Origin of the sequence: Bradyrhizobium sp. UFLA03-84, assembly GCF_002289535.1 — a bacterium.
In the GTDB taxonomy this organism is placed as follows: Bacteria; Pseudomonadota; Alphaproteobacteria; order Rhizobiales; family Xanthobacteraceae; genus Bradyrhizobium; species Bradyrhizobium viridifuturi.
Window position 1 is genome coordinate 1,378,599 of record NZ_NSJY01000013.1, and the last position, 26,825, is coordinate 1,405,423.

A 26,825-nucleotide genomic window follows, 5' to 3' on the forward strand; every position below is an offset into this window, starting at 1 on the left:
CCTGCGTTGCCGCGCGCGGTTCGTAGCGGATCACGGCGGGTCCAGCCGCCGCGCGGCGTGGCGGGTCAGCGGCCTACATGCATCTTCTCGAGAAAATCCTTCACGCCGCTGACGGCGCCGGTATTCGAGGCGACGTAGCCGGGCAGGGCGCCCACCGCCTTGTGAAACTCGCTGCTCCTGATGATGTCGAGCACCCGCTGCATCGGCTCGGTCTCGAGGAAGGCGCGCTTGCAGACGAAGAAGTAATCCTCCGTGAGCAGGCGGATGAAATCGAGGCCGAACTGCCGTGCGGCGGCCTCGACGCCAAAACTCGCATCCGCCATGCCGCTTGCGACATAGGCGGCGACCGCGGCATGGGTGAACTCCATGTGCTGGGCGCCGTTGATCCGGCTTCCCGGGATCTTGTGCAGCGCCAGCAATTGATCGAACAGCAGCCGCGTTCCGGAATCATGGTCGCGGTTGACGAAGCGGGCCTTGCTTGCGACCAGGTCCTTCAGCGAAGCGATCTTCAACGGATTGCCGCGCTTGACCATCAGGCCCATCTCACGCGTCACGAAGTTGATCACGCGGTCCTCGCGCGGATCCAGCCATTCGCGGCAGGCCTTGATGCCCTGCGCGCGCAGCTCGCCGTGCGGCAGATGCACGCCGGAGAGATCGCAGGCGCCCTGCGCCAGCGAGACCAGCGAGTTCTGGTTGCTGACGTAGCGGAGGTCGACGCCGACGCCGCCTGCGCGATCGAGGAACTCGCGCAGCTTGGACACCGCAAAGCCGTGGCTGGCGTGGACGCGGATCACCTGCGGCCGCTGCTCGAGGAACGGCTTGATCTCGGTGACCAGTTCCTGCGCGAGGTTCTCCAGTTGCAGTCCGAGCCGCGCCTGCATGCGCTCGCCGGCCCACACCAGCTTCTCGCCGAACTGCGTCAGCTTCGAGCCTTTGCCACGCTGGGTCTCGACCAGCGGCACGCCGAAGAATTCGGACCATTGCTCGATCAGGTTCCAGACGTGGCGATAAGACAGCTGCGCATCGCTGGCCGCGCTGGTGATCTTCCCGGTCTTCCTGATCTCGTTGAGGATGCCGAGCATCACGACCGCAGTCTGCGGCGAGTTCTCCTTGCGGAACCGCCAGACGGTTTCGATCTCGATCTGCAGCATCGTGGTCACCAATTATGAACTTGATTTCATATCCTGGCGTGCCAATAGGCACAAGATATCATATTTACTGCTGCCGTCAGCCTCCTAGGTTAAGGCAAATACCTGGAGGAAATATGATGTCAATTGCATATGACTATGAGCGCGACGCCCGCCGCACCCCGACTGTCCGGGATGAATTGCTGCTGATCGACGGCGCCCGCGTCCGCTCGCTGTCCGGAAACAGCTTCAAGTCCCTCAATCCCGCCACCGAGCAGGTGATCGCGACGGTTGCCGAAGGCAACGCGGTGGATGTCGATCGCGCCGTCGCCGCCGCCCGCCGCGCCTTCGAAGGGCCGTGGCGCAGCATGCGCGCGGCCGAGCGCGGCCACATCCTGCTGAAATGGGCCGAGCTCTTGAAGCAGCATGCCGACGAGATTGTCGCGCTCGAAAGCCTCGATGCCGGCAAGCCGATTGCGGGCGTGCTACGCCAGGATTTCCCGGCCGCCATCGACACGCTGGCCTATTACGCCGGCTGGGCCGACAAGATCAGCGGCGACGTGGTCTCGACGCGCGACGACGCGCTGACCTACACGGTGCGTGAGCCGGTCGGCGTGGTCGCCGCGATCGTGCCCTGGAACTTCCCGCTGATGATCGGCATGTGGAAGCTCGCGCCGGCGCTGGCCTGCGGCTGCGCTGTCGTGATGAAGCCGGCCGAGCTGACCTCGCTGTCGGCGCTGCGGATCGGCGAACTCGCGCTCGAGGCCGGTTTGCCGAAGGGCGTGCTCAACATCGTGACCGGACCCGGCCGCGTCGTCGGCGACGCGCTGGTCAACCATCCCGACGTCGACAAGGTCACGTTCACCGGGTCGCCCGGCGTCGGCCGCGGCATCATGAAGGGCGCCGCCGGCAATTTCAAACGCGTCTCGCTCGAGCTCGGCGGCAAGTCCGCCAATGTGATCTTCGACGACGCCAATCTCGAAGCCGCCGCCAAGGCCGCGGCCGCCGGCATCTTCTTCAATGCCGGGCAGGTCTGCTCGGCCGGCTCGCGCGTGCTGGTGCAGGAGAACGCCTATGACGAGGTGGTCGAGCGTCTGGTCGCCCGCGCCGAAGCCTTGCGCATCGGCGATCCCGCAGATCGCGCCACGGCGCTCGGGCCTGTGATCTCCGAGAAGCAGATGCGCTCGATCCTCGACTATGTCGAGATCGGCAGGAACGAAGGTGCGCAACTCGCCACCGGCGGCGCGCGCGTCGGCGACCGCGGCTATTTCATCAGCCCCGCGGTGTTCGCCAATGTCGCGCATGAGATGCGCATCTCGCAGGAGGAGATCTTCGGCCCCGTCGTCAGCGTGATCAAGTTCAAGGACGAGGCCGACGCGCTGCGCATCGCCAACGGCACCGCCTACAGCCTCGCCGCCGGCGTCTGGAGCGCCGATATGGGCCGTGTGCAGCGGTTCGCCAAGAAGGCCCGCGCCGGCACGGTGTGGATCAACACCTATGGCTACACCGATGTGCGGTTGCCGTGGGGCGGCGAACGCGACTCCGGCCTCGGCCGCGAGCACGGCACCGCCGCGCTCGACAATTTCACCGAGCCGAAGGCGGTGTGGATGAATCTCAACGTTTGATGGCACGTGATGCCTTCAGGCAAGCACGGATCGGAGGATCCGCGCTGTTGGGATTGCGCGAGAACGCGGCAACATGTTCCGCTGTCGTCCCGGGCTTGACCCGGGACCCATAACCACAGGATGACGTTGTTGCGCGACGCTGTAGGCCCAGCGAGCGCAACCATGTAGTTCCGTGGTTATGGGTTCCTGCTTTCGCAGGAACGACGGTGTGGAGACATGATTGCTTGTTTCCTCTATCTTCGTGCGGCGAGAACCCAACCACGCAGAACGAGGCGATCGTGCAGACAAAAAAATTTGGCAACATCGGCCCGCAGGTCTCGGTGATCGGGCAGGGCACCTGGTATCTCGATCGTGGTGACCGCAAGGCGGCCGTCGCTGCGTTGAAGCGCGGCATCGATGCCGGGATGACGCATATCGATACCGCGGAGATGTATGGCGACGCTGAGCTCGTGATCGCGGATGCGATCGTTGGCCGCCGTGACGGGTTATTCCTTGTCTCGAAAGTCCTGCCGAGCAACGCCTCGCGGCGTGGCACCATCACCGCCTGCGAGCGCTCGCTGAAGCGATTGAAGACCGATCGGCTCGATTGCTACCTGCTGCACTGGCGTGGAACCTACCCGCTGGCTGAGACGGTCGCGGCGTTCGACGAACTGATCGCGGCCGGCAAGATTCGCTCCTGGGGCGTCAGCAATTTCGACACCGAGGATCTCGACGAACTGCTCGACGTCGCAGGCGAGGGCAAGATCGCCTGCAATCAGGTGCTCTACCATCTGCAGGAGCGCGCGATCGAGCACGCCGTGATTCCGTGGTGCGAGCAGCATGGCGTCGCCGTGGTCGCGTACTCGCCGTTCGGCCACAATGATTTTCCCTCGCCGTCGAGCAAGTCCGGCACGGTGCTGCAATCGATCGCGGAGAAGCACAAGGCGACGCCGCGCCAGGTCGCGCTCAGCTTCCTCACGCGGCTGCCGTCGGTGCTCGCGATTCCCAAGGCATCGAACGCGGATCACGCGGCGGAGAATGCAGCCGCGGGAACGTTGAGGCTCAGCGGCGACGAACTCGCCGCGCTCGACGCGGCGTTCCCGCGCGGGCCGAAGCCGCGCTCGCTGCCGATGCTGTAATTCCCGGGATTCATCCAGCCCCGCTTCACACAGTTCTTAACAAACTGTTGCAGTTGCGGCCGCGCGCAGGCTGCGACGGGCCGTCGCGCGCGCTGACGCATATCGGAGTCCCGTTTTCGGGCATTGTTCTCGCGGCGGAATTGGGGTTCTGTACGATAGCAGATTCCCCGTTATTTTGCTCATCGAGATTGCCGTGACACCGCCCCCCGCCGTAGCCGCCAGGCTGGACAGCGTTCCCCTTTCATTGCCCGCAAAGACAAGCCTGGCGCGTAAGGCGCCGGCGCGCACCGACCGGCCGTTCAAGGGCATTGCGCTGATCCTGCTGTCGACGGTGTTTCTGGGCACCTCCGATGTCACCGCGAAATATCTCTCGTCCTCGCTGCCTTCGATCGAGATCGCCTGGATCCGCTTCCTGGTGTTCGCGCTGATCATGACGCCGGCGATGCTGCCCGGATCGCCGCTGTTCGCGCTGCGCAGCAGCCGTCCCGGCCTGCATGTGCTGCGCGGCGCCGCGCTGCTCGGCTCCTCCCTGATCTTCATCACGGGCCTTGGCTTCCTGCCGATCGCCGAGGCCTCGGCCACCAGCTTCGTCTCGCCGCTGTTCGTCACCGCGCTGTCGATCGCTTTCCTCGGCGAGAGGGTCGGCATGCGGCGCTGGATCGCGACCGCGGTCGGCCTCGCCGGTGTGTTCATCATCCTGCGGCCGGGCACCAGCGCTTTCCATCCCGCCGCGATCTTCCCGATTGTCTCCGCGCTGGCTTGGGCCGGCACGCTGATCCTGACGCGCATGATGAGCGGCAGCGAGCGCCCGGTCACTGTCATGACCTATTCGTCGATCGTCGGCGTCGCCATCGTCAGCGCGCTGGTGCCGTTCGTCTGGGTCACGCCGAGCTGGCATGACATCATGTTCGGTATCCTGATCGGCGTTGCCTCCACCGTCGGACAGTGGATCGTGGTGCTGGCGTTCCGCTATGGCGATGCGTCGGTGCTCGCGCCGTTCTCCTACACGCAGCTGCTCTGGGTCAGCGTCCTCGGCTTCATGATTTTCGGCGAAGTGCCCGACCATTGGACCATCCTCGGCGCCGGCTTCATCGTCGCCTCCGGCCTCTACACCGCGCATCGCGAGCGCGTCAGACGGTCGCAGTTGCTGACCGCGGCCGGCGAGCCGTCGCCGAACGCCTGACCGGCGAGCTAGCCGTGCGAGAATCGCGGCAATTGGTATCATAGCCCGAAGGGGCGATGCCCCTGCGACATCGTGCACAGATTGAGAAGTCTGCCTTTACTAGCGTTGCACGGGTGCAACAATCGGCCCGGAAAGAGCCGGTTTTCCCTGTTCGCGCAGGAGACCAGAACGCGATCTCCAAGTCATCCCGGGACGCACATGCTAGGTTGCGCGCTTTAGGGCCGCAGAGCGCGGGGCATTGGGGTAGTTGCAGTGCGTTTTCATTTGTCGTTTCGGCGCCGGTTGCACCGAGGCCTCGCAGCATTGCTGTTTTGTGCTTTCGCCGTCGTAAGCCTGCTTTCAATAAATCCGGCACAAGCTCAGATCTACACTTGGGGCGGCTCCGGTAGCACGACAGCGACGTCGGACTACAGCGTTGGGACCAACTGGTCGAATCCGCCGGCTGGTGCACCGCCGGTGACGAACGGTCAATCCGCGATTTTCGATGCGGCGGGGTCAGGCACGATCAACGTCACCAGCGCGATCACACCGTACTCCTGGACGTTCACCGAGAACTCGCAATCCTATACGGTGAGCGGAGCTGACATCAAATTCGGTTCGGGCGTCTGGGGCATTTTCAACCTCGCCAATGCGTCGCAGACGATTTCCATTTCAAACAATATCGGCGAATTTTCCCCTGTCGCCCAGGTGAAGCAGCTCGGCGCAAGCACGCTGATCCTGTCCGGCAACAACTCCTACACCGGCGGGACGCAGATCTCGGCCGGCACGGTGCAGGTGACCAACACCCATTCGGTCGGCTCGGGAATAGTGACCCTCGACGGCGGCGTCTTCCAGGCCAACGGCGCCAGCGATCTGACCTTCACCAACAGCTTCAACATAAATGCGCCAGGCGGCGGCATTGATAACAGGGGCGTGGTGCTGACGCTGCCGGGCGTCATCGCCAACGGCAACGCCGGCACCGGGGTGTTGCGACTGACGGATACGACCGGTGGTGGCCTTACGGTGCTGTCCGGCGTCAACACTTATTCAGGCGGCACGCTGGTACAGGGCACCAATGTGCAGGTGACCAACAACAGGTCGGTCGGGTCAGGCACGGTCACGCTCGACAACGCCTCATTCCAGGCCGATGGCCTGAGCAATCTGACCTTTGGCAATAATTTCAAGATCAACACGTCGGCGATCGGCAGCGCGATCGACGCCAACGGCGTAACGCTCACGATCGCCGGCAACATCGCCGACGGCAATGGCTCCGGCAAGCTGACGGTGCTGGACTCCTCGGGCGGCCTCGGCCGCGTGGCGCTGACAGGCACCAACACCTATACCGGCGGCACCTCGATCTGCGATTGCGCGACATTGCAACTCGGCGATGCCGGCCACACCGCCTCGATCGTCGGCGACGTCGTCGTCGACGGCAAGTTCGACATCGTCAATGCCAACACGTCGGGTATTACCAAGATCGTCAACGATGGCTTCAGCGGGATCGCCACCACGACGTTTTACAATTCCACAACCGCGTCAACGGCGACGATCGTCAACGTGAATTCCGGCATCACGGAGTTTCGCGACAGCAGTACCGCGGGCAATGCGACCGTGAGCAATACCAACGGTGCCCTGACGATCTTCCGCGACAACAGTTCTGCCGGTAATGCCACCTTCACCAACACCAACGGCGGCACCGTGGTGTTCGGCGACGCGCTTGGTCCTCCCGGTGGCTCGGACACCAGCACGGCCGGCAAGGCCGTGTTCGACAACCATGATGGCGGCGGCGTTGTGTTCCTGGGCCACACCAATGCGGGTCAGGCCACCATCACTAATGGCAACAATGGTGGCTCGACCCAGTTTTTCGAATTCTCGTCGGCCGGGTCGGCGACGATCACCACGACCGCGACCGGTTACACCGCTTTCTTCCAGAACAGCACCGCGGCGAACGCGACGATCGACAATAGCGGGCTGACCTATTTCGGCACCTCGGGCTTCAGCTTGACGGAAGCGCCGACCGCGGGCAACGCGACGATCATCAACCGTTCCGGCGGCGCACTGATGTTCGACGCCTACGCAACGGCCGGCAACGCAACGATCACCACCGAGAGCGGGGCCAACGTCAAATTCGCGGGTAATTCGACCGGCGGCACCGCGCAGTTCATCACCAACGGCACCGGCTTCGTGGACTTCGGCGGCAGCCTTGGACCGAACGGCGACGGCCGCATCACGGCAGGCTCGATCGCGGGCTCGGGCACCTACTATATCGGCAGCGGCAACACGCTCGCCGTCGGCGGCAACAACCTCTCGACCAATGTCAGCGGCGTGATCGCCGATGTCGATCCCTGCGGCTGCGGCCCGGCTGGGCCCGGCAATCTGGAAAAGACCGGCAGCGGCACGCTGATCCTATCGGGCGTCAACACCTATACCGGCAGCACGGTCGTCAATGGCGGCGTCCTGCAAGTCGACGGCTCGATCGTGTCGTCGAACTCGGTGACGGTGAATTCAGGCGGTGCGCTCTCCGGCAGCGGCACGGTCGGCAATACGACGATTGCAAGCGGCGGCATCCTGATGCCCGGCAATGCAATGCCGGGCACGTTCCTCAACGTGGCAGGCAATCTCGCCTTCCAATCCGGTGCGCTGTATCTCGTCGGACTCAATTCCTCCGCGTCGACATCAGCCAAGGTAACCGGTACCGCGACGCTTGCCGGCTCGGTCGGCGCCAGCGTTGCCGCCGGCAGTACGATCGCCAGGCAATACACCATCCTGTCGGCGGCCGGTGGCCGCAGCGGCACGTTCGCCGGCGTCGATTCAACCGGGCTGCCGTCGGGTCTGGTCGCAACGCTCGGCTATGACGCGAACAATGCCTATCTCAACTTCGCGCTCGACTATCGCGCAACATCGAAGCTCAACGTCAACCAGAGCAATGTCGCCACCACGCTGCAGAACTTCTTCAATGCCAATGGCGGCATCAACGTTGCCTATGCGGGGCTCTCGCCCAATGGCCTGACCCAGGCGTCGGGTGAGGGCGCAACCGGATCGCAGCAGGCGACGTTCAACGCGATGAACCAGTTCCTCGGGCTGTTGACCGATCCGTTCGTCGCCGGCCGCGATGGCGCTGTTGGTGGTGGCGCGGGCGCTGTGCCGTTCGCCGAGGAGAGCGCAACGCTCGCCTATGCGGCGCGCAAGTTCGAGCCGCGCGACGCGCTGGCCGCGATCTACGCCAAGGCGCCGCCGCAGCAACTCGATTTCGCGCAGCGCTGGAGCGTGTGGGCGGCAGGCTATGGCGGCTCGCAGACTACCGGCGGCAATGCGGTGCTGGGCTCGAACAACAGCAGCAGCAGCGTCTACGGCACCGCTGTCGGCGCTGATTATCGCTTCTCAACGAATACGACCGCCGGTGTTGCGCTCGCCGGCGGCGGCACCAGCTTCAGCGTCAATGGTCTCGGCTGGGGCCGCTCCGACCTGTTCCAGGCCGGTGCTTTCGTTCGCCACACCGTCGGCGCGGCCTATCTGAGCGCGGCGCTCGCCTATGGCTGGCAGGACATCACGACCGACCGTATCGTCACTGCCGCGGGCAACGATCATCTGCGCGCCAACTTCAACGCCAATGCGTGGTCGGGCCGGCTCGAAGGCGGCTATCGCTACGCGATGCCGTGGATCGGGCTGACGCCTTACGCTGCCGCGCAGTTCACCAGCTTCGAGTTGCCGGCCTATGCGGAGAGCGTGATCTCCGGCAGCGGCGCTTTCGCGCTGAACTATGCGGCGAAGAGCGTCACCGACGTCAGGAGCGAGCTCGGCCTGCGCACGGACAAGTCGTTCGCGCTCGAGACCAGCGTGCTGACGCTGCGCGGTCGCCTCGCCTGGGCGCATGACTTCAACCCGGATCGCACGGTCGGCGCCGTGTTCCAGGCGCTGCCCGGCGCAGCCTTCGTGGTCAATGGCGCAGCGCAGGCACGCGACTCCGCGCTGACCACGGCCTCGCTCGAGATGAAGTGGCGCAACGGCTGGTCGACGGCTGCGACCTTCGAGGGCGAGTTCTCCGGCGCCACCCAGTCCTACGCCGGCAAGGGTGTTATGCGCTATACGTGGTGACCCTCCATGCTATAGCGTCCTGCAACGAAAGCCTGCCGCGGACGTGATCCGCGATAGACATTTCGCGGGACGAAATACGCATCAAAATGAGTGGGACAAAACCCACGCGGAGGAAACATGCGCGCAGCGATCTTCAGAAACGGCGAGATTGTCGTCGACCAGATGCCGGAGCCGAAGCCGGGTGCCGGCCAGGTGCTGGTCAAATCGCTCGCCTGCGGCATCTGCGGTTCCGATCTGCACGCGCGCAAGCATGCCCACCGCATGGTGGAGCTGAGCAAGTTCCTGCCCGGCCGCACGCCGATGGACCTGTCGCGCGACGTCGTGTTCGGCCACGAGTTCTGCTGCGAGGTGCTCGACTACGGCCCGGGCACCACCCGCAAGCTGAAGCCCGGCACGCGCGTCTGCTCGCTGCCGGCGCTGCTGACACCTGAGGGCCCGAAGGGCATCGGCTATTCTAACGATTATGCTGGCGGCTATGCCGAGCAGATGCTGCTCAGCGAGCCGCTGCTGCTCGAAGTGCCGAACGGCCTTTCCGCCGAGCGTGCAGCGCTCACCGAGCCGCTTGCGGTCGGCGTGCACGCGGTGGCGATGGCCAACATCAAGGGCGGCGAGGTGCCGCTGGTGATCGGCTGCGGACCGGTCGGGCTCGCGGTGATCGCGGCGCTCAAGATCAGGGGGCTCGGCCCGATCGTCGCCGCGGATTATTCGCCGGCGCGGCGGCTGCTTGCCGAGAAGATGGGCGCCGATGTCGTGGTCGACCCGGCCAAGACGCAGCCCTATGCGAGCTGGGCCGAGCACGCCCAGATGTCCGAAGCTGAGAGGGCGGCGCGGCCGCCGATGCAGGCGCTGCTGCCGCCGCTGAAGCCCGCATTGATCTTCGAATGCGTCGGCGTGCCCGGCGTGCTGCAGCAGGTGTTCGAGGGCGCCCCGCGCAGCGCTCGCGTGGTCGTGGTCGGCGTTTGCATGGAGACCGACAAGTCCGAGCCGATGCTCGGCATCATCAAGGAGCTCAACGTCCAGTACGTACTCGGCTACACGCCGGAGGAATTCGCCTATTCGCTGCGCCTGATCGCCGAAGGCCAGGTCGATGCCGCTTCGCTGGTCACCGGCCGCGTCGGCATCGACGGGGTCGCGCAGGCGTTTGCCGACCTCGCCAATCCGGAGGCGCATACCAAGATCCTGGTCGAGCCGTGGCGGTGAACTGAAGGTGGCGGCGCGGTTTGCATTTCGCGGCATCGAACCTATAGTTCGCTGTCCTCGGAAGTACTGACAGCACCTATCTCATGCGCGTTTCAATCATCACGGGAGGCGGCTCCGGCATTGGTGCCGCGGTCGCGCGCCGGCTTGCCGGTCACGATCAATCTCTGATGCTGCACGGCCAGGGCGCCGACGCCGCCGGCCTTGCGCGGCTGATTGCGGTTGCCGAGGAATGCCGCAACAAGGGCGCCAAGGTCGAGATCCAGACCGGCGATCTCGCCGCGGCCGGCGCGGGCACCGCGCTGGTCGAGGTAGCGCGTGCCGTGTTCGGGCCGATCGATAACATCGTGCATGCCGCGGGCTTTGCCGACCGGCGTGAATTCGCCAGCCTGCCGCGCGAGGCGCTGGAGCGCGCCTTCGCCGTGATGGCGGCGGCCTTCCACGAGATCGCAGCCGCCGCGCTGACCGACCTCACGCGCAGCGCGCATGGCCGCGTCGTCGCGGTGTCGAGCTTCGGGCCGCATCGCTTCGTGCCGGGTGCGACCTATCCTGGATCGGCCGCGGCGAAGGCCGCGCTCGAAGTGCTGGTGAAGTCGCTGGCGATCGAGCTCGCCGCATCGGGCGCCACTTCCAATGCCGTGATGCCCGGCTATACGCGCAAGGATCCCGGCCTCTTCGGCGCGCTGGATACCGCGACCTGGGAGCGCGTCGCGAAAGCCAATCCGATGCAGCGGCTGGCCGAGCCCGACCAGGTTGCCACCGTCGTCGCCTTCCTGCTGTCGCCGGAAGCCGGCCACATCACCGGCGCGACGCTGCCGGTCGATGGCGGCCTGACCCTGATGTGACGGGCATGAGCGAGGGCACGCCAGCACAGCAGGTTGACGTCGTCGTGCTCGGCGCCGGCATGGTCGGCGTCTCGGCGAGCCTTGCCGCGCAGCGGCGCGGGCTCTCCGTCGTCATCGTCGACCGGCGCGAGCCGGGCAGCGAGACCTCGTACGGCAATGCCGGCATCATCTCGTCCGGCTCGATCCTGCCCCTCAACACGCCGTCGCTTTTAAAGAACCTGCCGAAATATCTCACCAACACGCACCCGGCGCTGCGCTGGAATCTTCCATGGGCCATTGCCAATGCCGGCTGGGTGATCCGCTTCCTCGCCACGGCGACGCCGGCGCAGACCAAGCCGCGCGCCGCAGCGCTGCACGGCCTGATCGGAACGTCGCTGACGCTGCATCGCGACTGGATCGTGCAGGCCGGCGCCGGCCATCGCATCCGCGAGACCGGCTGGCTGAAGGCCTGGCGTGGCGACGGGCTCGCGGCCGCGAAGGCGGAGCAGGCGGCGCTTGCCGAGTTCGACATCAAGAGCGAGGTGCTCGATCGCCAGGCGATCTCCGCGCTCGAGCCGAACATCATTCCTGCCTACAGCGTCGGCCTGCTGCACACCCAGACGGCATCGGTCGATTCGCCGGGCGCGGTGGTCAAGGCCTATGCGCAGCTGCTCGCCAATAGCGGCGGCACGGTCAGGCGATCTGAAATCCAGCGGATCGACCCGCGAGGCGACGGCTGGCGCGTGCAGCTTGCCGATGGCGAGATCGCCGCGCGCCATGTCGTGGTTGCGCTTGGCCCATGGTCGGCGGAGCTGCTGCGGCCGCTCGGCTACCGCGTGCCGCTGGCATTCGAGCGCGGCTATCACCAGCATTTCGTGCCGAACCCGGCACGCAAATTGCTGCGGCCGATCCATGATGCCGAGGGCAGCTTCCTGATGACGCCGATGGAGCAGGGGATTCGCGTCACCAGCGGCGTCGAGCTCACCGCGCGCGACGCGCCGTCGAACTACGCGCAGCTCGAGACTGTCGTGCCGATGGCGCGCAGCGTGGTCGAATTCGGCGATGCGGTCGGCGAGCGCTGGCGCGGCGCACGGCCGACGCTGCCCGACAGCCTGCCGATGATCGGGCCGGCGCCACGGCATCGCGGGCTCTGGCTCGCCTTCGGCAATCAGCATATCGGCTTCACCACCGGTCCCGGAACGGGCGCGGCGATCGCCGCGATGATCGCGGGTGAAGCGCCGCCATTCGAGCTGAAGGGATTTGCGCCGGAGCGGTATATCGCGTGACACGCATGAAGCTGCCTGCGATGCTGGGGCATCAGGCCACGCCGAGGGGAACGCGGGGCAACCGAGGGGCAGGATGAACTACGTCTGGGATTTCGGGATCCTCGCCAAGTACAGCCATCTGTTCTGGCTCGGGCTCGGCTGGACCATCGCCTATACGATCGGCACCATCATCCTGGGCACCTTGATCGGCCTGATCGTCGGTATGCTGCGGCTGCGGCGCATCCCGGTGATCGACTGGCTCCTGATCGCTTATATCGAAACCTTCCGCTGCACGCCGCTCTTGGTGCAGATCATCTGGTTCTACTACGCGTTTCCGGTCGTGATCGGCGTCAACATCCCGGCGCATGTCGCCGCCGTCAGCGTGCTGTCGCTCTATGGCGGCGCGTTCTATGCCGAGATCGTGCGTGGCAGCATTGAAAGCGTGCCGGTCGGGCAGTGGGACGCGGCCAAGGCGCTCGGATTCCGCGGCTGGCGCCTGATGCGGCTCGTGATCCTGCCGCAGGCGCTGAAGCCGATGATGGCGCCCTATGTCAACCAGTCGGTGACGCAGCTCAAGAACACCTCGCTGGTCTCGATCATCGCGGTGCCCGACCTCGTCTACAACGCAACCCTGATCAACGCCGACACCTACCGGCCGCTCGAAGTCTACACCGTCGTGGCGCTGATCTATTTCGCGATCCTGTTCCCGTCGACGCTAGTGGCCAGGCGGCTGGAGCGCGGACTGACCTACGACAAGGTGTGAGGCTTAGTTCTCCCTCTTCTCGTTCTTACGGGGAGAGGTGAGGAAACGATCGGCTCGCTCCCTCAGATATTCAGCTCCACCGGCACGTCCTCCGGCTTGACGCCGGCGAGCCCGAGGCCCTTGACGAACCATTCGCGCATCTGGCCGATGCCGCGGTTGTAGTCGATCCAGACCGAGAGGAAATCGCGCCAGCGCTTGTCCTGTTCGCGCCGCACTGCGGTGCCGCTCGCGATCGTCACCGAGGGCGAGGCCAGGATCTTGTAGGTGCCGAGGTTGGGGTTCTTGGCGATCGCGGTCAGCCCGAGCACCAGCGCGTTGACGACGCAATCGACGCGGCCCGACGACATTTCCAGCATCACCTCGTCGCGCGACTTCAGCGACTTGATGGTGGCGTTCGGCGCAAAGCGCCGCGCCACGGCCTCATTGGCCGATCCGACGTCGACCGCGATCTTGACCTCCGGTTTGTTGATGTCAGCCCAGGTCTTGGCCTCCAGCCCCTTCTTCAGCATCGCGCCGAACGGGTGCGGAAACACGAGGTTGGTGAAATCGACTACCAGCGCGCGCTGCGGGGTCGGGTTGAGCGCGAAGCCGAGATCGATCTTGTTGGCCTGCAAATCAAGAATTGAATTGCCGTAGGTCGATTCGACATATTCCAGCTTGACGTCGAGCAGTTTCGCCAGATCGTTGGCCATCTCGATCGAGAAGCCGGACCAGGTGCCGGTGGCGAGGTCCTTGTTGAAATAGGGCAGCTCGCCCGGCAGCACCGCGATCCGCAGCACCTTGTTGGCGCGGATGCGATCCAGCGTATTGTCGGCTTGCGTCTGTGCCGCGGCCGGGGTTGCCATCGCGGCCGCGAGCGCCGCGCCGCTGCCGATCCCGAGCGCATAGCGCAGCGCGTCGCGGCGATCTTCGGAAATCTTGATGTCGTCGGATTGAGTCAAGCGGGCCTCCCTGCACCAGATCGGGGAAGCCTAGCGTCGGGTTCCGGTGCCAGCAAGGGCACGCGTCTGCACCATTGGTAGGCGTGGCGAAGAGGGGATGCCTATCCCTTCACCTTGCTCCGTTTACGGCAGGGCTATCGCACGTTGCCCATCTCCGCAGGAGCGCACCACCAAAATGCTGGAAAACAACCCCATGCAAAGGAGTCGGCGGGCGTGCCGGCATTCGACACGGCAACTTGACACGTCGGGCAAATCAGGGGCATTATTCTATTATTCAGAAAATCCACAGGCGTGCCTCATCCGCGCGATGGGGCGCGGCGGTAGAGGTCGGTCGGATCGCATCGCGAGATGCGATCCGGGGAGAAAGTACAAGTCGGCGAAAGGCAGTTCGCTCAATACCGTCCCGGCACGTACATTTCCGGCGGGATCGGGCCGCGGTGATAGTCCGGGTTGCGCACCCGCGGCGGCAGCACCACCGGTTGGTGGGTGACGTGCTGATAGGGGATCTGGCTCAACAGATGCGAGATGCAGTTGAGCCGGGCGCGCTTCTTGTCGGCGGCATCGACGATCCACCACGGAGAGTCAGGCAGGTGGGTGCGCTCCAGCATCGTCTCCTTGGCCTTGGTGTACAGTTCCCAGCGGGTCCGCGCCTCGACGTCCATTGGGCTCAGCTTCCATTGCTTCAGCGGATCCTGGATCCGCATCGAGAAGCGGAATGCCTGTTCCTCGTCGGTGATCGAGAACCAGTATTTCAGCAGGATGGTGCCGGAGCGGATCAGCATGCGCTCGAATTCCGGCACCGAGTTGAAGAATTCCTCATACTGCTCGTCGGAGCAGAACCCCATCACTTTCTCGACCCCGGCGCGGTTGTACCAGCTGCGGTCGAACAGCACCATCTCGCCGCCGGCCGGCAGATGCGAGACATAGCGCTGGAAATACCATTGCGTGCGCTCGCGCTCGTTCGGCGCCGGCAGCGCCGCGATGCGGCAGACCCGCGGGTTGAGCCGCTGGGTGATGCGCTTGATGACGCCGCCCTTGCCGGCGGAATCGCGGCCCTCGAACAGCACCACGACCTTCTTCTTCTCGTGCTGCACCCAGTCCTGCAGCTTGACCAGCTCGCCTTGCAGCCGCAGCAGTTCGCGGAAGTAGAACTTGCGGTCGATCGACGGCTTTCCGGCCTCTCCGTCATGGTCGAGCTCGTCGAGCCTGATGTCATCGAGTTCGAGCTCGAGTTCCTCGTCGAGGTTGTCGGCCATCTCCTGGTGGATGCGGGCGCGCAAAGCTTCCTCACGGGAGCCTTCGTCGCGCAGTGCTTCCTCGTGGGCGGCTTCGTCGGTGAGGTGGGGAGCGGTCATGAAGGTCCGTCTTTCAGTGTGTTAGATGGATCGACGGGAGCATTGACGGGCGATGTTACCCCTCTATGACATTGGCATGACCGCTGTTTCACGCCGGCGCCGCGACTGTGCTAACAAGCGCCAACAACACGAAAATGGGAGATGCCGATGATTTCGCTCACGCCAAAAGACGTTCTGCCGGAGGACGGCGCAGCCGGCACGCTGGTCGGACGGGTCTGGCTGCCGCAGGCGGGGGGACCCGCCGTGGTCGCGGTGCGGGCGGACGGCGTGTTCGACGTCACTGCGCGTTTCCCCACCGTGAGCGCGCTATGCGAGGAAGCCGATCCTGCCGGCGCTTTGCGCGCCACGCGCGGCGAGCGGGTCGGCGATTTCGAGACGATCCTCACCAACACGCCGCCTGACGGCCGCGACAAGGCGAGGCCGCATCTGCTCGCGCCGGTCGACTTGCAGGTGCTGAAGGCCGCCGGCGTCACCTTCGCGATCTCGATGCTGGAGCGGGTGATCGAGGAGCGCGCGCGCGGCAATCCGTCGTCGGCGGAGGCAATCCGCAAGGAGGTGGTACGGCTGGTCGGTGACGATCTCTCCAAGCTGAAGCCGGGCTCGGAGCAGGCGATGCGGCTGAAGCAGGTGCTGATCGATCAGAACGCGTGGAGCCAGTATCTCGAGGTCGGCATCGGCCCCGATGCCGAAGTGTTCACCAAGGCGCCGACGCTGTCGTCGGTCGGCACCGGCATGGATGCCGGGTTGCATCCGAAGTCGACCTGGAACAATCCCGAGCCGGAGGTCGTGCTCGTCGTCTCCGGTGCTGGCAGGATCGTCGGCGCCGCGCTCGGCAACGACGTCAACCTGCGCGACTTCGAGGGCCGCTCGGCGCTGCTGCTGTCGAAGGCCAAGGACAACAATGCCTCCTGCGCGATCGGCCCGCTGCTCCGGCTGTTCGATCAGACCTTCTCGCTCGACGACGTCCGAAAGATGGATGTCGGCCTGACCGTGACGGGCGCGGACGGCTTCGTGCTCGAGGGCCATTCCTCGATCTCCAAGATCAGCCGCGACCCGACCGATCTCGTCGCGCAAACCATCGGCCCAGTGCATCAGTATCCCGACGGCTTTGCGCTGTTCCTCGGCACGATGTTCGCGCCGGTGAAGGACCGCGACGCCAAGGGCGAGGGCTTCACCCACAAGCGCGACGACATCGTCACCATCGCGGCGCCCCAGCTCGGCAAGCTGGTCAACCGGATGCGGGGCAGCGACGAATGCGAGCCGTGGACGTTCGGCGTCGGTGCGTTGATGAAGAACCTTGCGCAGCGCAAGGTGCTGTGAGGCAAAGCGTCGTGCTTGGGGTGGGTTGGCGAAAGCGCATCCGACCATCTTCGGCGCGAGAGCATCGCGGTGGGTTGCGCCTTTGGCTAACCCACCCTACGGGCTGTGAGGAGAAACATAGGGCCGGTTGACCGGCTTCATCCGTCGTAGCTCAACGAACGATGCGGCAGGCCGACCCACCGCCGGTGCCGGACTCCTCGCGGCCGCGCCCGCCGTCATTTCGTGCTGTAATACGAAGCGCTTGAGGAACCGATCGCTTTTCTTGATATTGTTCGCCGGTACATTGAACTTTTTTCACGGTGGCCCATGTTGCAGTGCCACGAAGCCGATTATTGTCCTCCTGTCCCGCGTCCTCCGCAAAGCCGGCTTGGATTTGTTGAGCTGCTGACCAGATTGCGGCGGAATCCGCTCGAGTGCTGGAGCGCGGATTTCTTTCGGCAGCCGATCGTCAAGCTGCGCCTGCCATTCACCGACACATTCGTGGTTCACGACCCGCGCGCCATCAAGCGCGTGCTGATGGACAATTCGGAGAACTACCCGAAGGACACGATCCAGCGCCGCATCCTCTCGTCGGGACTGTCCGACGGCCTGCTGAGTGTCGAAGGAAAGCGTTGGGAGATGCAGCGGCGAACGCTCGCCCCGACCTTCGCGCCTCGTACCGTTACCTCCTTCACCAGGCCGATGTTGGCGGCTGCCAACGAGCTGGCGGCAAAATGGACCAGGATGGGATCCGGCGCCACGCTCGATGTTGCAGCCGAGATGACCCTGGTCACGCTGAACGTTCTCGCGCTGACGATCTTTTCCGATGGCATCGGCAGCGACATCGATGAATTCCGGATGGCCATGAATGCCTATTTCGGCGTGATCGGCCGCATCGGCGCGCTCGATCTGCTCGGGGTGCCCAAATTCGTGCCGCGCCCGGGGCATCGCCGCCTGCGCGCGACGATGGCCTATTTCGAGGCCGTGATCGACCGGATCATCGACACGAGATGTCGAGGGCATGCCAGTCCCGTCGAAGGCCCCAACGATCTGCTGACCCTGCTGCTGCGTTCGCCGGATCCTTCGACCGGGCGGCAACTCAGCCTGAAGGAAATCCGCTCGAACATTCTCACCTTTCTCTCCGCGGGACACGAGACGACGGCGAACACGCTCGCCTGGTCGATCTTCCTGTTGTCGCAGTCGCCTGAATGGCGATCGCGCGTCGTGACGGAGGCGGCGCGTGAACTGGCCGATCCGGACGATGAACTCGCTGCGCGGCTGACGGTAACGAGGGCGGTGATCGAGGAGGCGCTGCGCCTTTACCCGCCGATCGCCGCACTCAGCCGGATGGCGCGCGAGGCGGACAGGCTGGGCGATCTGACGGTCGGGCCGGGCGCCCTGATCGTGATCGCGCCCTATGTGCTGCATCGGCATCGCGAGCTGTGGGATCGCCCCGATGCGTTCGACCCCTCGCGTTTCCTGCCGGAGGCCCGCGGCGCAATTCCGCGGTTCGCCTATCTGCCGTTCGGGGTCGGGCCGCGGACCTGCATCGGCGCGTCGTTTGCCTTGCAGGAAGCGACCATCGTGCTCGCGACTTTGATGCGCGATTTCGAGATGAGGTTGCTGCCGCACGCCGACGTGCAACCGCTCCAGCGCATCACGCTGCGTCCGGCACACGGGCTGCCGATGACGATCAGCCGGAGGTCTGCGCCGTAGCAGGCATTGCGCAAATGTTTCCATGCGAGTCCGCACGCGCGCGCGGATGTGCTAGTGTCTGCCGGAGCGGCCGGCGTTGTCGAACATGTTCAGAAACCTGAGCGGAAGATAGATCGTACGTCGCAACTTGCGCGCGCTACGCGCGAAAAAATTTTGACAATCATTATTTCCTGTCCGGTGTGATCTGCTTCACGCGCGTTGGTGCGTTATCCGCTTCAGCATGGTGGCTCGGCGCGAACAGAGGGAGTCGCGGACATGAGCAAGCAGCCAGCAAATGGAATGCCGGGGTGGCTCACGACCGATGTGCTCGTGATTGCCGTCTCATTGGCGATCATCATGATTGGCATCTGGATCGCGCCGTAGCGCGCAGGCGGCATCGCGGTGGTGCCGCCAATGCGAGAGGCGACGGCGAGCCCTACAGGCCGATCATCCGGAAGATCATGCCGCCGATATTCGGACCGTGATGGTGGCGGCGGCGATGATGGCTTCGCGGCGGCTCGTCGACGCTTGCGGCGGCCATCGCGCTCCTGCCGCCGTCGCGCTCGGGACCGATCGCGTCGAACGCCGCCTTCTGCTCGTCGCTGAGCGCGCTGTAGAAGGTGTCGAGGGCCGGGCGTACCGTCCCGATCGCCTGAAGCATGGAATCGAGTTTTGCTCCGACCGCCGCAAGGCGTGCCGGCGGCGTGCGCGCATCGCTGGGCGGACAGGACGACTTCAATGCGTCCTCGGCCTTCGTTGCCGCATCCCGCAAGGCGTCGAGGCTCGCCCGCTGGGCGTCGGTCGGCCTGACGTCGCGTTCGATGACGTCGCCGGGCCACGCGATGGCGGCCGGTTGCGCGGCGTTGCAGTTGCCGTTGCCGGACGTCGCTTCACGCGTGCCGCGTTGCTGATTTGCCGCCAGCGCGGTCACCTTGGCTTTCTGGTCGTCGCTGAGCAGCCCGTAGAACTTCTCCAGCGCCGGTTGCAGGATGCCGACCGCATCACGCATGGCCTGGAGGCGCTGCTGCATCGCGGCGAGGCGGCTCGGCGCGGTCACAGGCACGTCCTTGGGACATGAATTGAGAATGGTCTCGGAGGCCTTCTGCGATGCGCTGGCGAGTTCATCGAGCGCTGCGCTCTGCTCGGCGTTGGGCTGAATGGCGCTGCGGAATTGCTCGATCGGGAAGCCCGCGATATCGCTTCTGTCGCTGCCGCACATGTCCGCGAGGGTCGCGGTCTGAGCGCGGGCGCCGGATCGGCCTGTGACCGGCGGCCGCGGACCGGCGTAGCCGGGCAGATAGTAGGCATAGCCGCTCAGGGCATCGTAGTCATAAGGACCGAACAGGCCGGTATAAATGTCGTTGTAGCCATAGTCCCAGAAGTACGGGTCGTAGTCGTCGCCCCACCACGCGTAATCGTAGAGATCGTAATAGGCGTAGGGCCAGAACACCGGGCCGATCCAGCCGAAACCGCCATGCGGATGGCGCCACCACCAGCCACCATTGTTGTTGTGAATTCCCCAGGCTGCGCCGGCGGCAGCCGTCATGACCGCGGCGCGCGCCGCCGGGTTGCGCAAGCCGCCCGGGCTGCGCAAGGCGGCCGTGACTGGACGCGAGGACAAAGTGCGGCCGACAGCGCTGGCGTTGCGCCGCATCGCGGCGGCCGACGGCGCCTGGCGCCCCGCGGCTACGCCGTGCGAGACGGCCGGATTGTGGCCGACGGCCGGGCTGTGGGCCATGGCCGGATTGTGAACGGCATGGAATTGCCGCGCGCCGCCGCTGCGCCCCATCCTTGTCGCGGCATGGGGAGCCGCATGGATGGTATGGAATCCGCCCGCGCGGGCCCCGCCGCCGTGAAAGCCGCCGCCGTGGAAACCACCCGCGCGAAACCCGCCGCCGTGGAAGCCGCCGCCACCGCCATGGAAGCCACCGCCGCCACCGTGAAATCCACCGCCGCCGCCGTGGAAACCGCCGCCACCGCCACCGTGACCGCCGCCACCGCCGCCGTGACCACCGCCACCGCCGCGGGCCGCCTGTGCGGGATCGGCGAGAAGCGTCAGCGATGCTGCGGTCGCGAGAATTGCGGCGAGTGCCAACCATGGATGTCTACGGCGAGCCATGTTCGTTCTCACTTGTGTCAAAACACTCAATACTGCCTGACATCAACTCTTAACATCGCCGCCCGGTTCCTGCCGCGAAGTGAACTGCGCGCAACTCTTTGCGGGCCGGTTGTTCCGCGCTGCGATCCGCCTGGCTTTCCCCTCTGTTCAAGGGAGGGCGGAGCGAGAGGCAAGATCCGGACAAATCATGTCGCGAGAACGCTTATCCATGACCGCCGGCCGCGTAACATATTCGGTGTCGTCCCGGCGAAAGCAGGGACCCATAACCACGAATGGTGACAGTGAGCGATGTCGGAACGACGAGTCCCGTTCATCGCATACGCCGCGGAGTATGGGTCCCTGCTTTCGCAGGGACGACATCGAGAGCTTGGCGCAAGTGGGATCCAACACAGCGCGCTCACACCGGCAGTGCCGTCGAATACTTCACCTGGCTCAGCGCAAAGCTCGACTCGATCGAGGCGATGCCGTCGAGGCGGGTCAGCTTGTTCTTCAGGAACGCTTCATAGGAGGAGAGGTCGGCGGCGACGACGCGCAACAGATAGTCGCGATTGCCGGTCATCAAATAGCATTCGAGCACCTCGTCCCATTTGGAGATCGCGCGCGCGAAGCGGTTGAGGTCTTCCTCCTTCTGCCGCGCCAGCTTGATCGAGATGAAGACCGAGACATGCAGCCCGATCGATTTCTGGTCGACGGTGGCGATGTAGCGAGAGATCACGCCGCGCTCCTCGAGCAGCTTGACCCGGCGATGGCAGGGCGACACCGACAGCCCGACCTTGTCGGCGAGCTCCTGCATGGTCATGCGGCTGTCGGTCTGGAGCAGACTCAGGATCTTGCGGTCGATGGCATCGAGGGCAGGCATTGGGATGAACTCGTCAGTTGCGGCCAGATCGTGGGAATTTATCCCAATTTTTTCTGTGTTGTCGCGTGGAATTGAGATTTTCGGCGGTCTCCGTGGCAGTAACATCCGCAATATCGCTCGGAGTATTGCCATGGGTATCGCGCCTGAACGCCTCGACATGCTCACAGCATTGGCCCGCAAGGTGCTGTGGCTGTCGTCGTGGACCATCCATCACGCCAACCATGTGCGGCCCTCGACCGACGGGCTGAAGGTCGGCGGTCACCAGGCCTCGTCGGCCTCGCTCGCCAACATCATGTCGGCGCTGTATTTCTCGGTGCTGCGTCCGCAGGACCGCGTCGCGGTGAAGCCGCATGCGAGCCCGGTGTTCCACGCGATTCAGTACCTGTTCGGCCACCAGACTCGCGACAAGCTGGAGAATTTCCGCGGCTACAAGGGCGCGCAGTCCTATCCGTCGCGCACCAAGGACACCGACGACGTCGATTTCTCCACCGGCTCGGTCGGTCTCGGCGTGGCGCAGACGCTGTTCGCCTCGCTGGTGCAGGATTACGTCAAGGCGCATGGCTGGCTGGGGGACCGGCCCGAGGGCCGCATGATCGCGCTGGTCGGCGACGCCGAGATGGACGAGGGCAACATCTTCGAGGCGCTGCTGGAGGGCTGGAAGCACGGCCTGCGCAACACCTGGTGGGTGGTCGACTACAACAGGCAGTCGCTCGACGCCGTGGTACGCGAGGGGCTGTGGGCCAAGTTCGAAACCATGTTCCGCAATTTCGGCTGGGACGTGGTGATCGTGAAATACGGCAAGCTGATGCTCGAGGCGTTCGCCGAGCCCGGCGGCGAAGCGTTGAAGCGCTGGATCGACAATTGCCCGAACCAGATGTATGCGGCGCTCTGCTTCCAGGGCGGCGCCGCGTTCCGCAAGCGGCTGCATGACGAGATCGGCGATCAGGGGCCGGTCACCGCGCTGATCGACCGCCGCAGCGACGACGAGTTGCTGGCGCTGATGTCGAACCTCGGCGGCCACGACATGGCGAGCATGATCGAGGCGTTCGAGGCGATCGACCATGATCGCCCGGTCTGCTTCATCGCCTACACGATCAAGGGCGTCGGCCTGCCGATGCAGGGCCACAAGGACAACCACGCCGGCCTGATGACGGTGGCACAGATGGAGAAGTGGCGCGCCGCGCAGAACATCCGCACCGGTCATGAGTGGGACAAGTTCGAGGGCCTGTCGCAAGAGCCTGCCAAGCTCGAGGCCTTCCTGGCCGAGGCGCCGTTCAACCGCGAGGGCCGGCGCCGGCTGTCGGCGCCCGTCATCGATGTGCCGGAGCGACTGGCCTTCAAGGCGTCGGCGCAGATGTCGACGCAGCAGGGCTTTGGTCTCGTGCTGCATGAACTGGCGCGCGGCGACAGCGAACTCGCATCGCGCATCGTCACCGCATCGCCCGATGTCACGGTGTCGACCAATCTCGGCGCCTGGGTCAACCGCCGCGGACTGTTCGCCAAGGCGGAGAACCACGACCTGTTCCGGCAGGAGAAGATCCCGTCGGCCTATACCTGGGAGTATTCGCCCAAGGGCCAGCACCTCGAGCTCGGCATTGCCGAGATGAACCTGTTCATCATGCTCTCGGCGCTCGGCCTGTCGCAGCAGATCAACGGCGCGCGGCTGTTGCCGGTCGGCACGCTGTACGATCCCTTCATCGAACGCGGGCTCGATGCCTTGAACTATGCCTGCTACCAGGACGCACGGTTCATGGTGGCGGCGACGCCGTCCGGCATCTCGCTGGCGCCGGAAGGCGGCGCGCATCAGTCGATCAAGACACCCTTGATCGGCATGGGGCAGGACGGGCTCGCTTCGTTCGATCCGGCCTTCGTCGATGAACTTGCCGTGATCATGGGCTGGGGTTTCGGCCACATGCAGCGCGAGGGCGCCGAGGGTGGTTCGGTTTACTTGCGACTCTCGACCCGGACGCTGGAGCAGCCGCAACGGATCATGACGCCGGACCTGCAGCGCGACATTACCGACGGCGCCTACTGGATGCGCAAGCCGGGCCCGAACTGCGACATCGTCATCGCGTATACCGGCACCGTCGCGCCGGAGGCGATCGAGGCGGTCGGCCTGATCGGCGAGAGCCACCGCGATGTCGGTCTCCTGGCGGTAACCTCGGCCGACCGGCTCTATGCGGGTTGGTCCGCCGCACGGAATTTGCGCCGCGACCGCCGCGGCGCGCAGCATTTGAGTCATATCGAGCGCATGCTGGCACCGCTCGGCCGCGACTGCGGCATCGTGACCGTGATCGACGGCCATCCGGCAACGCTCGGCTGGCTCGGCAGCGTGCGCGGTCACCGCCTCGAGGCGCTCGGCGTCGAGCATTTCGGCCAGACCGGCACGATCGCCGACCTCTACCGCCATTACGGCATCGACGCCAATGCGATCATCGATGCGGCGGAAAGCGTGTCGGCCGGCGCCCCGGTGCGGCATCGCAAGATGGCGGTGTAGCCACAGCGTCGTCCCGGCCTTCGCCGGGACGACGGTTGGAGTCTTGCCGCGCCTCAGGCTTCGACCTTATATCCCGTTCGCGTGCACGAGCCGCGCCCCGCATATGGCGGGTTCAATTCGCCCTGCTTTCGTGCAAGGATGCCTGCCGAACGCTTTCCGTTCCCAATTCCATACGCCCCCTACAAGAGGTTTCCGATGGTCAATCGCATGCAATTCTACATCGACGGCGCCTGGGTCGATCCCGTCGTCAAAGGCAAGTCCACTCCCGTCGTCAATCCGGCGACCGAAGAGGCGATGTATGAGGTTGCACTCGGCTCCAAGGCCGATGTCGACAAGGCAGTTGCCGCCGCCAAGCGCGCGTTCGAGACTTATTCCAAGACCAGCCGCGAGGAGCGCATCGCGCTGCTCACCAGGATCGTCGAGGTCTACAAGGGCCGCATGAAGGACATCGGCGCCGCGGTCTCCGACGAGATGGGCGCGCCGCTGCCGATGGCCGAGAAGCTGCAGGCCGGCGCCGGCCTCGGTCACCTCATGAACACCCTCGAAGTGCTCAAGAAGTACGAGTTCGAGGAGACCATGGGCACCGCCGTGATCGTGCGCGAGCCGGTCGGCGTCGTCGGCATGATCACGCCCTGGAACTGGCCGCTCAACCAGATCGCCTGCAAGGTCGCGCCCGCGCTCGCAGCCGGCTGCACCATGATCCTGAAGCCCTCGGAGTTTACCCCGACCTCGGCGCTGATCTTCGCGGAAATCCTCCATGAAGCCGGCGTGCCGAAGGGCGTGTTCAATCTGCTCAACGGCCTCGGTCCCGAGGTTGGTGCGGCGATGAGCGAGCACCCCGACATCGACATGATCTCGTTCACCGGCTCGACCCGCGCCGGCGTCGACGTCGCCAAGCGTGCGGCGCCGACCGTGAAGCGCGTCAGCCAGGAGCTCGGCGGCAAGTCGCCGAACGTGATCCTGGAGGGTGCCGACCTCGCCAAGGCGGTGACCGGCGGCGTGATGCACATGTTCAACAACTCGGGCCAGTCCTGCAACGCGCCGTCGCGCATGATCGTGCCGCTCTCCAAGATGAAGGAAGTGGCCGCGATCGCGAAGGGCGTCGCCGACAAGACCAAGGCCGGCGATCCGCGTGCGGACGGCACCACGATCGGTCCGGTGGTCAACCGCGGCCAGTGGGACAAGATCCAGGCGCTGATCCAGAAGGGCATCGACGAGGGCGCAACGCTCGTCGCCGGCGGCCCGGGCCTGCCCGAGGGCGTCAACAAGGGCTTCTATGTCCGTCCGACCATCTTCGCCGACGTCACCAACGACATGACGATCGCCCGCGAGGAGATCTTCGGACCGGTGCTGACCATCCTCGGCGCCAAGGACGAAGCTGAAGCCGTCAAGATCGCCAACGACACGCCGTATGGTCTCGCCGGTTACGTCTCGGCCGACACCGTGGAAACCGCGCGCCGCGTCGGCCGCCAGATCCGCGCCGGCAACGTCAACCTGCAGGGCGTGCCGAACGAGCGCACCGCGCCGTTCGGTGGCTACAAGCAGTCCGGCAACGGCCGCGAGTGGGGCCGTTACGGCCTGGAGGAATACCTCGAGGCCAAGGCGGTCGCCGGCTACAACGCCGCGTAAGCCGACCGCACGAGTGACGACATTCTGGCGCCGGGGCGGGAAACTGCTCCGGCGTCAGACGTTTTGGCGGCAGAAGTTTTTATCGTCGTCCCGGCGAAAGCCGGGACCCATAACCACAGGGAGGAGTTTGGCGAAGACTGGCCGTGCCGTGGTACTGAGACTTCCTTGCGCGATAGATCACGCGGTATGGGTCCCGGCTTTCGCCGGGACGACGGAGATGTCTACCCACCGAGCGCGCCCTGGGTGTTGACGTAGAGCGCATAGATCGACTGGCTCGCCGCCATGAACAGGCGGTTGCGCTTGACGCCGCCGAAGCAGAGGTTTGCGCAGCGCTCCGGCAGTGCGATGCGGCCGATCATGACGCCGTCGGGCGCGAACACCACGACGCCGTCGAGCTCGGGATCGCCCATGCCCCAGCCGCACCACAGGTTGCCGTCGATGTCGCAGCGCATGCCGTCCGGCGTGCCGGGGCCGGCGTCGATGAAGACGCGCTTATTGGAGATCGTGGTGCCGTCTGCGGAAACGTCATAGGCGAGGATCTTGCGGTTCGGCACGCCGCGGGATTCCACGACGTACAGGATCTTCTCGTCGGGCGAGAAGCACAGCCCATTCGGGCCGAGCACGCCTTCCGCGACGATGGTGGCCTTGCCGATGGAAGGATCGAGCCGGTAGACGTTGGGCTCGATCTCGGAATCGGCCTTGTAGCCCTCGTAATTGCCGAGCAGGCCGAAGGTCGGATCGGAGAACCAGATCGAGCCGTCGGATTTCACCACGACGTCGTTCGGCGAGTTCAGCCGCTTGCCGCCGAAGCTATCGATCAGCACCGTGATCGATCCGTCATATTCGGTGCGCACCACGCGGCGGCCGCCGTGCTCGCAGGTGATCAGCCGGCCCTGGCGGTCGCGGGTGTTGCCGTTGGCGAAGTTCGACGGCTTGCGGAAGATGCTGACCGCGCCGGTCTCTTCCTCCCATTTGAGGATGCGCTGGTTTGGGATGTCGCTGCACAGCAGATAGCGGCCATCGCCGAACCACACCGGACCTTCGGCCCAGCGCAGGCCGGTGGCGATGCGCTCGACGGCGGAGAGCTTCAGCCAGTATTTCTCGAAGCGCGGGTCGAGCGCATGGATCGCGGGATCGGGATAGTACGTCGCGGCACGCCAGCCAGCGGAATGAACATCGGACATTTGCTGTTCTCGTTGTTGTGTTTCGATGGTGTTTCCTTGAGCGCATGGTTTGCTATCATTGTCGGCCTGCG

Annotated in this window: 18 protein-coding genes; 12 read left to right on the top strand and 6 right to left on the bottom strand. The window is 65.1% G+C overall.

What is annotated here, in order from left to right:
• Positions 1–65: 65 nt before the first annotated feature.
• Complete coding sequence (locus CK489_RS20565; protein ID WP_095733480.1) at positions 66–1,151, bottom strand: substrate-binding domain-containing protein; 1,086 nt, start codon at positions 1,149–1,151, stop codon at positions 66–68.
• Positions 1,152–1,267: 116 nt separating this feature from the next.
• Between CK489_RS20565 and CK489_RS20570 the strand changes: the two genes are divergently transcribed.
• The 8 genes from CK489_RS20570 (at position 1,268) to CK489_RS20605 (ending at position 13,176) form a co-directional block, all read left to right on the top strand.
• A complete protein-coding gene (locus CK489_RS20570; protein ID WP_198960992.1) occupies positions 1,268–2,752 on the top strand; it encodes an aldehyde dehydrogenase family protein in 1,485 nt (494 codons plus the stop codon).
• Positions 2,753–3,030: 278 nt separating this feature from the next.
• The gene (locus tag CK489_RS20575; protein WP_095733741.1) at positions 3,031–3,870 is read left to right on the top strand and encodes an aldo/keto reductase; all 840 of its coding nucleotides are present in this window, start codon (positions 3,031–3,033) and stop codon (positions 3,868–3,870) included.
• Positions 3,871–4,063: 193 nt separating this feature from the next.
• Complete coding sequence (locus CK489_RS20580; RefSeq protein WP_095733742.1) at positions 4,064–5,053, top strand: DMT family transporter; 990 nt, start codon at positions 4,064–4,066, stop codon at positions 5,051–5,053.
• Between the two features lie 456 nt (positions 5,054–5,509).
• On the top strand, positions 5,510–9,127 hold the full coding sequence (locus CK489_RS20585; RefSeq protein ID WP_245350441.1) for an autotransporter domain-containing protein: 3,618 nt from the start codon (positions 5,510–5,512) through the stop codon (positions 9,125–9,127).
• 117 nt (positions 9,128–9,244) lie between these two features.
• Entirely contained in the window at positions 9,245–10,327 is a 1,083-nt protein-coding gene (locus CK489_RS20590) for a zinc-binding dehydrogenase (protein ID WP_095733483.1), read from the top strand.
• An 83-nt stretch (positions 10,328–10,410) separates the two neighbouring features.
• Entirely contained in the window at positions 10,411–11,169 is a 759-nt protein-coding gene (locus CK489_RS20595; protein ID WP_095733484.1) for an SDR family NAD(P)-dependent oxidoreductase, read from the top strand.
• 5 nt (positions 11,170–11,174) lie between these two features.
• Positions 11,175–12,434, top strand: coding sequence for an NAD(P)/FAD-dependent oxidoreductase (locus tag CK489_RS20600; protein ID WP_095733485.1), 1,260 nt, complete (start codon positions 11,175–11,177; stop codon positions 12,432–12,434).
• 73 nt (positions 12,435–12,507) lie between these two features.
• Positions 12,508–13,176 carry an amino acid ABC transporter permease gene (locus CK489_RS20605; protein ID WP_050629627.1) on the top strand — a complete coding sequence of 223 codons (669 nt, stop codon included), beginning with the start codon at positions 12,508–12,510 and terminating at the stop codon, positions 13,174–13,176.
• A gap of 62 nt (positions 13,177–13,238) precedes the next feature.
• Here the strand turns inward: CK489_RS20605 and CK489_RS20610 are convergent, their stop codons facing one another.
• Both CK489_RS20610 and ppk2 read right to left on the bottom strand, forming a co-directional pair.
• Positions 13,239–14,117: a transporter substrate-binding domain-containing protein gene (locus CK489_RS20610; protein ID WP_050629626.1), complete on the bottom strand. Its 879-nt coding sequence runs from the start codon at positions 14,115–14,117 to the stop codon at positions 13,239–13,241.
• A 392-nt stretch (positions 14,118–14,509) separates the two neighbouring features.
• Entirely contained in the window at positions 14,510–15,472 is a 963-nt protein-coding gene (gene ppk2, locus CK489_RS20615; RefSeq protein WP_143278191.1) for a polyphosphate kinase 2, read from the bottom strand.
• A 147-nt stretch (positions 15,473–15,619) separates the two neighbouring features.
• On the opposite strand from ppk2, the gene CK489_RS20620 reads away from it, so the two are divergent.
• Together CK489_RS20620 and CK489_RS20625 are read left to right on the top strand one after the other, a co-directional pair.
• Positions 15,620–16,792 (top strand): fumarylacetoacetate hydrolase family protein, encoded by a 1,173-nt coding sequence (locus CK489_RS20620; protein ID WP_095733744.1) that lies wholly within the window; start codon positions 15,620–15,622, stop codon positions 16,790–16,792.
• 393 nt (positions 16,793–17,185) lie between these two features.
• Positions 17,186–18,487: a cytochrome P450 gene (locus CK489_RS20625; protein WP_245350442.1), complete on the top strand. Its 1,302-nt coding sequence runs from the start codon at positions 17,186–17,188 to the stop codon at positions 18,485–18,487.
• A gap of 415 nt (positions 18,488–18,902) precedes the next feature.
• Here the strand turns inward: CK489_RS20625 and CK489_RS20635 are convergent, their stop codons facing one another.
• A complete protein-coding gene (locus CK489_RS20635; protein WP_198960968.1) occupies positions 18,903–20,585 on the bottom strand; it encodes a Spy/CpxP family protein refolding chaperone in 1,683 nt (560 codons plus the stop codon).
• Between the two features lie 397 nt (positions 20,586–20,982).
• Entirely contained in the window at positions 20,983–21,444 is a 462-nt protein-coding gene (locus CK489_RS20645) for an Lrp/AsnC family transcriptional regulator (RefSeq protein ID WP_016841346.1), read from the bottom strand.
• 130 nt (positions 21,445–21,574) lie between these two features.
• Here CK489_RS20645 and CK489_RS20650 point away from each other — a divergent pair, with 130 nt between their 5' ends.
• On the top strand, positions 21,575–23,941 hold the full coding sequence (locus CK489_RS20650; protein ID WP_095733487.1) for a thiamine pyrophosphate-binding protein: 2,367 nt from the start codon (positions 21,575–21,577) through the stop codon (positions 23,939–23,941).
• Between the two features lie 195 nt (positions 23,942–24,136).
• The gene (locus CK489_RS20655; protein WP_050631275.1) at positions 24,137–25,570 is read left to right on the top strand and encodes an aldehyde dehydrogenase family protein; all 1,434 of its coding nucleotides are present in this window, start codon (positions 24,137–24,139) and stop codon (positions 25,568–25,570) included.
• A 221-nt stretch (positions 25,571–25,791) separates the two neighbouring features.
• Here CK489_RS20655 and CK489_RS20660 read toward each other — a convergent pair whose 3' ends face one another.
• Complete coding sequence (locus CK489_RS20660; protein ID WP_095733488.1) at positions 25,792–26,754, bottom strand: SMP-30/gluconolactonase/LRE family protein; 963 nt, start codon at positions 26,752–26,754, stop codon at positions 25,792–25,794.
• Positions 26,755–26,825: the final 71 nt, after the last annotated feature.